5 protein-coding genes and 1 riboswitch are annotated in these 7642 nt (G+C 35.6%); of the genes, 2 read left to right on the top strand and 3 right to left on the bottom strand.

Going from position 1 to position 7642, the window contains the following annotated elements:
- Positions 1-55 precede the first annotated feature (55 nt).
- A complete protein-coding gene (gene hmpA / locus GW534_RS08715; RefSeq protein ID WP_161920640.1) occupies positions 56-1258 on the bottom strand; it encodes an NO-inducible flavohemoprotein in 1203 nt (400 codons plus the stop codon).
- A 176-nt stretch (positions 1259-1434) separates the two neighbouring features.
- Between hmpA and GW534_RS08710 the strand changes: the two genes are divergently transcribed.
- Positions 1435-1872 carry an RrF2 family transcriptional regulator gene (locus tag GW534_RS08710; protein WP_161920639.1) on the top strand — a complete coding sequence of 146 codons (438 nt, stop codon included), beginning with the start codon at positions 1435-1437 and terminating at the stop codon, positions 1870-1872.
- 120 nt (positions 1873-1992) lie between these two features.
- Here GW534_RS08710 and metK read toward each other — a convergent pair whose 3' ends face one another.
- Positions 1993-3192 carry a methionine adenosyltransferase gene (gene metK / locus GW534_RS08705; RefSeq protein ID WP_161920638.1) on the bottom strand — a complete coding sequence of 400 codons (1200 nt, stop codon included), beginning with the start codon at positions 3190-3192 and terminating at the stop codon, positions 1993-1995.
- Positions 3193-3481: 289 nt separating this feature from the next.
- Positions 3482-3582, bottom strand: a riboswitch (SAM riboswitch).
- A 230-nt stretch (positions 3583-3812) separates the two neighbouring features.
- Here metK and pckA point away from each other — a divergent pair.
- On the top strand, positions 3813-5396 hold the full coding sequence (gene pckA, locus GW534_RS08700; RefSeq protein ID WP_161920637.1) for a phosphoenolpyruvate carboxykinase (ATP): 1584 nt from the start codon (positions 3813-3815) through the stop codon (positions 5394-5396).
- 422 nt (positions 5397-5818) lie between these two features.
- Here pckA and opp4A read toward each other — a convergent pair whose 3' ends face one another.
- Positions 5819-7636 (bottom strand): oligopeptide ABC transporter substrate-binding protein, encoded by a 1818-nt coding sequence (gene opp4A, locus GW534_RS08695; RefSeq protein WP_161920636.1) that lies wholly within the window; start codon positions 7634-7636, stop codon positions 5819-5821.
- Between the last annotated feature and the right edge of the window lie 6 nt (positions 7637-7642).

Below are 7642 nucleotides of genomic sequence, written 5' to 3'. Positions count from 1 at the left end.
ATTTAAACTAAAATCTATATATCTACTATGAAAATAGTGTTATTAAGGTAAAAAATTAATTTAAACCTTGTAATTGTGGACCGAATAATTCATAGCGAATTTTTTCTTCAGCAACGCCAATCGCTGTTAGATTGTCTACCATTGCTTTCATGAATGCTTGTGGACCACATAAGTAAACCACACTATCTTTTTTCACTACTTTTTCTAAAAACTCTCTATTAATATGACCTAAAAGATCAACCTCAGTATCTTCATTTACTTTTTCATCTAAAACTGTGTAAAGTTTTGCATTTTCCGCTTTCGCTACTAATTCTTTCAAATCATCAGCAAATGCGCGAACTTTTTCATTTCTTGCTGCTTGAATAAATGTTACGTCACGTTTGCTTCCGTTATCTACTAATGTTTCAAACATGCTATATAAAGGAGTAATGCCGACACCACCCGCGATAAATGTTACCGGTTCTTCTTCAGCAGTATTAAGAATGAATTCTCCAGCTGGTGCACTTACGTCTAATAAATCTCCTTCATTTACTTGATCATGTAGGTAATTAGATACTTTACCGATTGGCTCTCGGTCTGCTTCACGTTTTACAGAAATACGGAAGTACTCTTTACCTGGTGCTTGAGATAAGCTGTAATGACGGTTATGAACGAATTTTTCACCTGGGATTACAACTTTTACTGTTATGTATTGTCCTGGTTGGAATTCTGGAACAGGTGTACCGTCAAGTGCTTTTAAGTAGAAGGATGTGATTTCATCGCTTTCTTTTACTTTTTTCACAACTGTAAATGGTTTGAAGTCTGCCCAACCACCTCGTTTAAGCGCAGCTTCTTCATACATTTTCGCTTCTATTTGGATAAATACGTTAGCAATTTCTCCATAAGCTTCTTCCCATGCTTTTAAGATTTCATCAGTTGCAGCATCGCCTAAAACTTCTTTTATCGCATATAACAAGTTTTCGCCAACAATTGGATAATGTTCTGGACGTATACTTAATGCTCTGTGTTTATGCGCTATCGTTTTTACAGGACCAATAATCGCTTCAAGATTATCGATATTTTCTGCAGCAGCAATAATCGAATTTGCTAAAGCCGTTGGTTGAGAACCGACTTTTTGGTTTACATGGTTAAAATAGTTCAATAGTTCAGGATTTTCCCCCAACATTTTTTTGTAGAAGACCTTCGTTATTTTAGTACCATACTCCTTTACAACAGGTGCCGTTGATTTCACAATCTCAATTGTTTTCTCTGATAACATTTCGTCCTCTCCTTTTAAACATATATTTTAAATACATCTTAACTGTATCGAAAGCGTATTCAAAAAGCAATATTCTAAATACATGTTTAAAAAAACGTTCACAATTTTAGTAAAAATATTAATAGATTTTAATTATGTTATAATAAAAGAAACGAAATTAAGAATTGGTGATGTTCATGCGACTGACTTTATATACAGATTACTCGTTACGTACATTAATATATCTTGCCGCAATGAATCAAAATCGATTATGTAATATTCAAGAGATTGCTGATGCTTACAAGATTTCAAGAAATCATTTAATGAAAGTAATCCATAATCTTGGTAAACTAGGTTATATCGAAACGATTCGGGGAAGAAATGGAGGCTTTAAATTAGCAAAGCAACCGAATGAAATAAATATTGGAGAATTAGTTCGTCAAACAGAAGATGGATTTTATTTAGTTGATTGTATGGATCCGAATCATCCTGATCCATGCGTACTGACCAACTATTGCGGATTAACCCATATATTTAACGAAGCTTTAAAGGCGTATTTACAAGTGTTAGATAAATTTACATTAGCTGATATTGTACGAACGCCGGAAATTTATCGGAGAATTTTACATGAATAAAAATTATAACTGAAAAAAGGTCCGCCTCATACAAACGATACGATTTAGAATGTTTCCATATAACTAAATCATGTTTGTGAAGGTGGACCTTTTTATTTATAAAAAAAGTTTATTTATTTTTTAATCAACTTGCGCTTCTTTTCTTAAAATTTCCGCTTTATTTGTTTGTTCCCATGGAAGATTTAAATCTGTACGTCCAAAATGTCCGTAAGCTGCTGTTTGTTTATAAATAGGACGACGTAAATCTAGCATTTTAATAATGCCAGCTGGACGTAAATCAAAATGTTTACGTACAAGCTTTACTAATACATCCTCACTAACTTTTCCTGTTCCAAATGTATCAATTGCAATTGATACAGGTTGAGCAACACCAATCGCATAAGCAAATTGTACTTCACATTTTTCTGCTAAACCTGCTGCGACAATATTTTTCGCTACATAGCGTGCTGCATAAGCGGCAGAGCGGTCAACTTTTGTTGGATCTTTTCCTGAAAAAGCTCCCCCTCCGTGACGAGCATAGCCACCGTACGTGTCTACGATAATTTTCCGTCCTGTTAAGCCCGCATCTCCTTGTGGACCACCAATTACGAAGCGACCAGTTGGGTTAATGAAATATTTCGTTTGATCATCAATTAAGTCTCTTGGTACAACCGGATGAATCACATGTTCTTTCATATCTTTTTGGATTTGTTCTAAAGTTACTTCTGGATCATGTTGAGTCGAAAGAACGATTGTATCAATTCTTACCGGCTTTCCGTTCTCATCATATTCCACAGTTACTTGGGTTTTTCCGTCTGGACGTAAGTATGCTAAAACACCATCTTTTCTTACTGCGGATAAACGTCGGGACAATTTATGAGCTAATGAGATTGGTAATGGCATTAACTCTTCTGTTTCATTACATGCAAAACCAAACATTAAACCTTGATCACCAGCACCAATCGCTTCAATTTCTTCATCAGTCATTGTTCCTTCACGAGATTCAAGGGCTTCATCTACCCCCATTGCAATATCTGGCGACTGTTCATCAATCGAAGTTAAAACACCACATGTATCTGCATCAAATCCAAATTTCGCACGGGTATAACCTATTTCACGAATAGTATCACGAACAACTTTCGGAATATCAACATAAGAAGTTGTCGTAATTTCTCCAGCAACTAGTACTAAACCAGTCGTTACTGAAGTTTCCGCTGCAACTCGCGCATTTGGATCCTTACTTAAAATTTCATCTAAAATCGCATCGGAAATTTGGTCACAAATTTTATCTGGATGTCCTTCTGTTACAGATTCAGAAGTAAATAATCGTCTATTAGCCATCTTTATCCCCCTTAATGAAATCGGCATATCGAAAAATTCCCGTTAGAGCTAAACAATTAATTTGTACCTTATACTTCATAGTTATTATGAATCGAATCGAATTTCTAATTCGTATTGTTAAAGTAATAGGATATATTAATTTTCACATTTCTTATTTATTAAGCATTTTTCAATTCACGAATTAATTTATTCAATTACAAATTATGATAAAAAAAGAATACGTAATAAAAGGAATATAAAAAAATAAAACCTTTCCCCATTAGAGGAAAGGTAATATCGCGTCCTTTCACTCTTATCGATCAAGGTATCCCTTGCATCGGTTAGCACCTTGCAAAAATGCAGGTTGCTGGGCTTCTTCGGGCCTGTCCCTCCACCAACTCTGGATAAGAGTATCCATTCAAAAATAAATTCTACATTAAAATAGCACTATGTGTCAATGCTTTTCCCTTAAAACGGGTAATAATTTTTTGTTTTTCAATATGCTAATCATAATAACAAAAATTTATTACATTTTAAATTCCTTCAACTTTTTCGATTATTAGTATAGACTAATAAAATAAATATGTTATACTATTTATGCAAAGGTAAATAGAAATCATAAAGGGGAAGGTTTTTTTAAAATGAATACAATTTACAATGTGAAAAGTTTAGAAGGATTACTTAGTGGCACAAATGTTGTTACACAATTATCCGTTCCAAAATTGGTTGAAAAGGTGATTAGTAGAAATGAAGGGGTACTTACAAACTCTGGTGCTGTAAGTGTTAAAACCGGGAAATTTACCGGTCGTTCACCGAAAGACAAATACATTGTAGAAGAAAACTCTGTGCGCGACAAGATTGATTGGGGGAGTGTGAATCAACCAATTTCGGAAGAAAAATTTACTCGTTTGTATGCAAAAGTTTTAGATTACTTAAAAGTAAAAGATGAAATTTTTGTTTTTAAAGGCTTTGCAGGTGCAGATGAAAATTATCGCCTTCCTATTCAAGTAGTAACAGAATATGCTTGGCACAACTTATTTGCACATCAGTTGTTTATTAGACCCACTGCAGAAGAATTACAAAATCATGATGCACAATTTTCAGTTGTTTTCGCACCAAACTTCAAAGCAGATCCATTAGTTGACGGTACTCGTTCTGAAACATTCATTATCGTTTCATTTGAACATAAAGTTGTATTAATTGGCGGTACTGAATACGCTGGTGAAATGAAAAAATCTATTTTTACAGTTATGAACTACCTACTTCCTGAACAGAACATTCTATCTATGCATTGCTCTGCAAATGTTGGCAAAGATGGAGATGTGGCACTCTTTTTCGGACTCTCTGGTACAGGAAAAACAACCTTATCAACTGATGATGATCGCAAATTAATTGGTGATGATGAACATGGTTGGTCCCTTGATGGCGTATTTAATATTGAAGGCGGTTGCTATGCAAAGTGTATCAATCTTTCTGAAGAAAAAGAACCGCAAATCTATAACGCTATTCAGTTTGGATCAGTCCTAGAAAATGTAGTCGTTGATCAAAACAGAAAAGCTGACTTTGATGATGGAAGTTTAACAGAAAATACAAGAGCGGCATATCCATTACATGCCATTAAAAATATTATCACACCAAGCAAAGCTGGTCACCCAAAAACCATTATCTTTTTAACAGCCGATGCATTTGGGGTATTACCACCAATTTCAAAATTAACGAAAGAGCAAGCAATGTATCATTTCTTAAGTGGATATACAAGTAAATTAGCTGGTACCGAACGCGGTGTTACAAGTCCAGAAGCAACATTTTCAACTTGTTACGGAGCGCCATTCTTACCATTACCAGCTAACCGCTACGCTGAAATGTTAGGTGAAAAAATTGACCAGCACAATGTACAAGTCTTTTTAGTAAATACAGGCTGGACTGGCGGTGAATACGGTACAGGAAGCCGTATGAATTTAAAATATACAAGAGCAATGGTTCGCGCCGCAATTGAAGGTAAATTAAATAATGTTGAAACTGTAAAAGATTCAATATTTGGTTTACAGATTCCAGTGGAAGTGCCTGGCGTACCTTCAGAAGTCCTTTTACCAAATAAAACTTGGTCCGATGAAAATGCTTATTTTGAAAAAGCAAAAGAACTAGCGAATCAATTTAAAGAAAACTTTAAGAAATTTTCTAGTGATAATTTAGAAATTGAAAAATTAGGCGGGCCAATTATATAGATTATAAGGGTGTCTAATAAGACATAAAAAGTGGATTTTTTGAAAGGAGCGTTGGCGGCGACTCCAGTGGAAACAACAAAAACTTTGTGCCGAAAGCATAAGCATCAGGCACACAAGCCACGGCCCCAGCAAGCGCACAAGAGCGTTTGCTGGGGCCGTGCCATTGGATGCGCTTCTAACAACGTAACCTATCAATGATCCTCAAAACTAGACTTTCCAGATGAATGCGGTTTACTAGCAATGATTTTCGCATCACTAACAAATGATCTTGCTCTTGTGATATACCAAATTTCACCGACGTCCCCATAGCCAAGAACAAATTAACGGTCCTGGACAGGATCAATATCGTGTGTGCTTGGAAAATCCTGTCCGTACACATGGAAAAAAGCAGTGATTTCAAAAAATCACTGCTTTTTCATGATTTATTTTTCTGGTTGTTCAGAAGTAACGGCAATATCTTCATATCCCCAATCTGTTCCCACTTCTAACGTATAATCTTTCACTCGATTATTAACTGCAAATAGCTCTATACGGTATAAAGTTGGAATGATAGGTACGTTATCAACCATATGTTGTTGCCATTTGTCATATACTTCTTTACGATACTCGAAATCAAATGCGTCCTCAGAATGACCGTCAGCTAATAGTTGTTCATTTTCCTCATTTACATAACGAGGGTAATTGAACTTCGCATATTTTGAATATAAGCCATATGGATCTGGGTCTGTACCGGTTGTCCAAGCCGCTTGATAAATATCAATAGCAGGATCATCTTGTTCTATACGATCATAGAAGGAGTTAAATTCATGTAGACGACCTTCTAATAATTGAACTTTAATACCTATATCATCCCACCATTGGATATAAGCTTGGGCGACAGGTTCGGATGTTTCACCACTATCCATGGAAGCAAAATTAAATACCATTTTATTTCCATCTTTATCCTCACGATACCCATCACCATCGACATCTTTATATCCAGCATTATCTAAAATTTCTTTTGCCTTTTCTGGATCATAATAGTATCCTTCAATGTCAGGATTATGAAAATCTTCAAAGAATGGAATCATTAAAGTACTTGCATTTGAACGTAAACCATTGTAGAAGTTTTTCGCAATTGCATCATTATCAATTGCATAGGCCATTGCTTTACGTAATTCTACGTCTTGTAGTGGAGTATCTCGATCCTGAACAGCTTCGCCTTTTTCTTCATCCCAACGACCTAATTTAAACGCAATATACGTATAAGCATTCTCAACTCGTCCTAATAACTGGAAGTTTGATGGTTCATAATCAGTTTCATACTGATCACTTGGGAAAGTTGCAATATCGATATTTCCACTTTTTAATTCTTTCTTAATTGTTTGTGGAGAAACAACTTTTAATACAACAGAATCAAGTTTTGGCTTTCCACCATAGTAATCTTCAAAAGCCTCATACTCTACAGATTCACCAGGTACGATGTTTTTCACCTTAAATGGACCAAAACCAACAACATCAGTACGAATTTTTTCTGAATTAATTAATTCACCTATTGGAACATCACCGTAATGATCTTTTGGAGCTGCATATGCCCAAATACCAGAAAGAATAGATGGATTTGCTTCTTTCCATGTAATCTTTACTGTTTTTTCGTCAACAACTTCGATACCTGAAATTTCATCTGTTTTACCAGCATGATATTCTTCCATACCTACGATATCAGAAATTAAAGTATCCCCATAACGAACACCTTGGTAATCCGGGTGTCCTATAATATAGTAGGAGTATGCATAGTCTTCAGCTTCTAATGGTTCACCATTGTGCCAATATACTCCATCTTCAATTGTGATCGTTATTGTTTTATGATCTTCTGAAAGTTCAAACTTCGCCGCTGATTCTACATCATTTGTGATTTGATAGTTTTCATCATAACCAAAAATTGGCTCAGAAAACCAGTCTAAAACCTCACGATCTGGTGCACCTTCATAAAACTGCCAGTCTAGCGTTCCTTCGAAAGGTGTATTCGATACTAGAGCTACGTTGATAGAACCTCCTTCAATTTCCTCATTGTCGTTAACGACTGTTTTTGGAAATAGAGATTCATCCACTTTTTCTTCCTGTTTTGCTTCGTCTCCTCCGCCTTTTGATCCGCTATCACCGCTACTGGATGAGCCTCCAGAACCGCTTGAACATGCGGAAAGGATGAGGATCAACGCAAGGAAAATACTTAGAAACTTAAATTTTCCTCTTTTCGCCATAACAGC

This window comes from Pallidibacillus pasinlerensis (assembly GCF_009996845.1).
In the GTDB taxonomy this organism is placed as follows: Bacteria; Bacillota; Bacilli; order Bacillales; family Caldibacillaceae; genus Pallidibacillus; species Pallidibacillus pasinlerensis.
This window is presented reverse-complemented; position numbering and strand designations above follow the sequence as displayed.

Coding starts and splice junctions, on each gene's coding strand:
- hmpA (WP_161920640.1), bottom strand. CDS start 1,258: ATGTTATCAGAGAAAACAATTGAGATTGTGAAATCAACGGCACCTGTT.
- GW534_RS08710 (WP_161920639.1), top strand. CDS start 1,435: ATGCGACTGACTTTATATACAGATTACTCGTTACGTACATTAATATAT.
- metK (WP_161920638.1), bottom strand. CDS start 3,192: ATGGCTAATAGACGATTATTTACTTCTGAATCTGTAACAGAAGGACAT.
- pckA (WP_161920637.1), top strand. CDS start 3,813: ATGAATACAATTTACAATGTGAAAAGTTTAGAAGGATTACTTAGTGGC.
- opp4A (WP_161920636.1), bottom strand. CDS start 7,636: ATGGCGAAAAGAGGAAAATTTAAGTTTCTAAGTATTTTCCTTGCGTTG.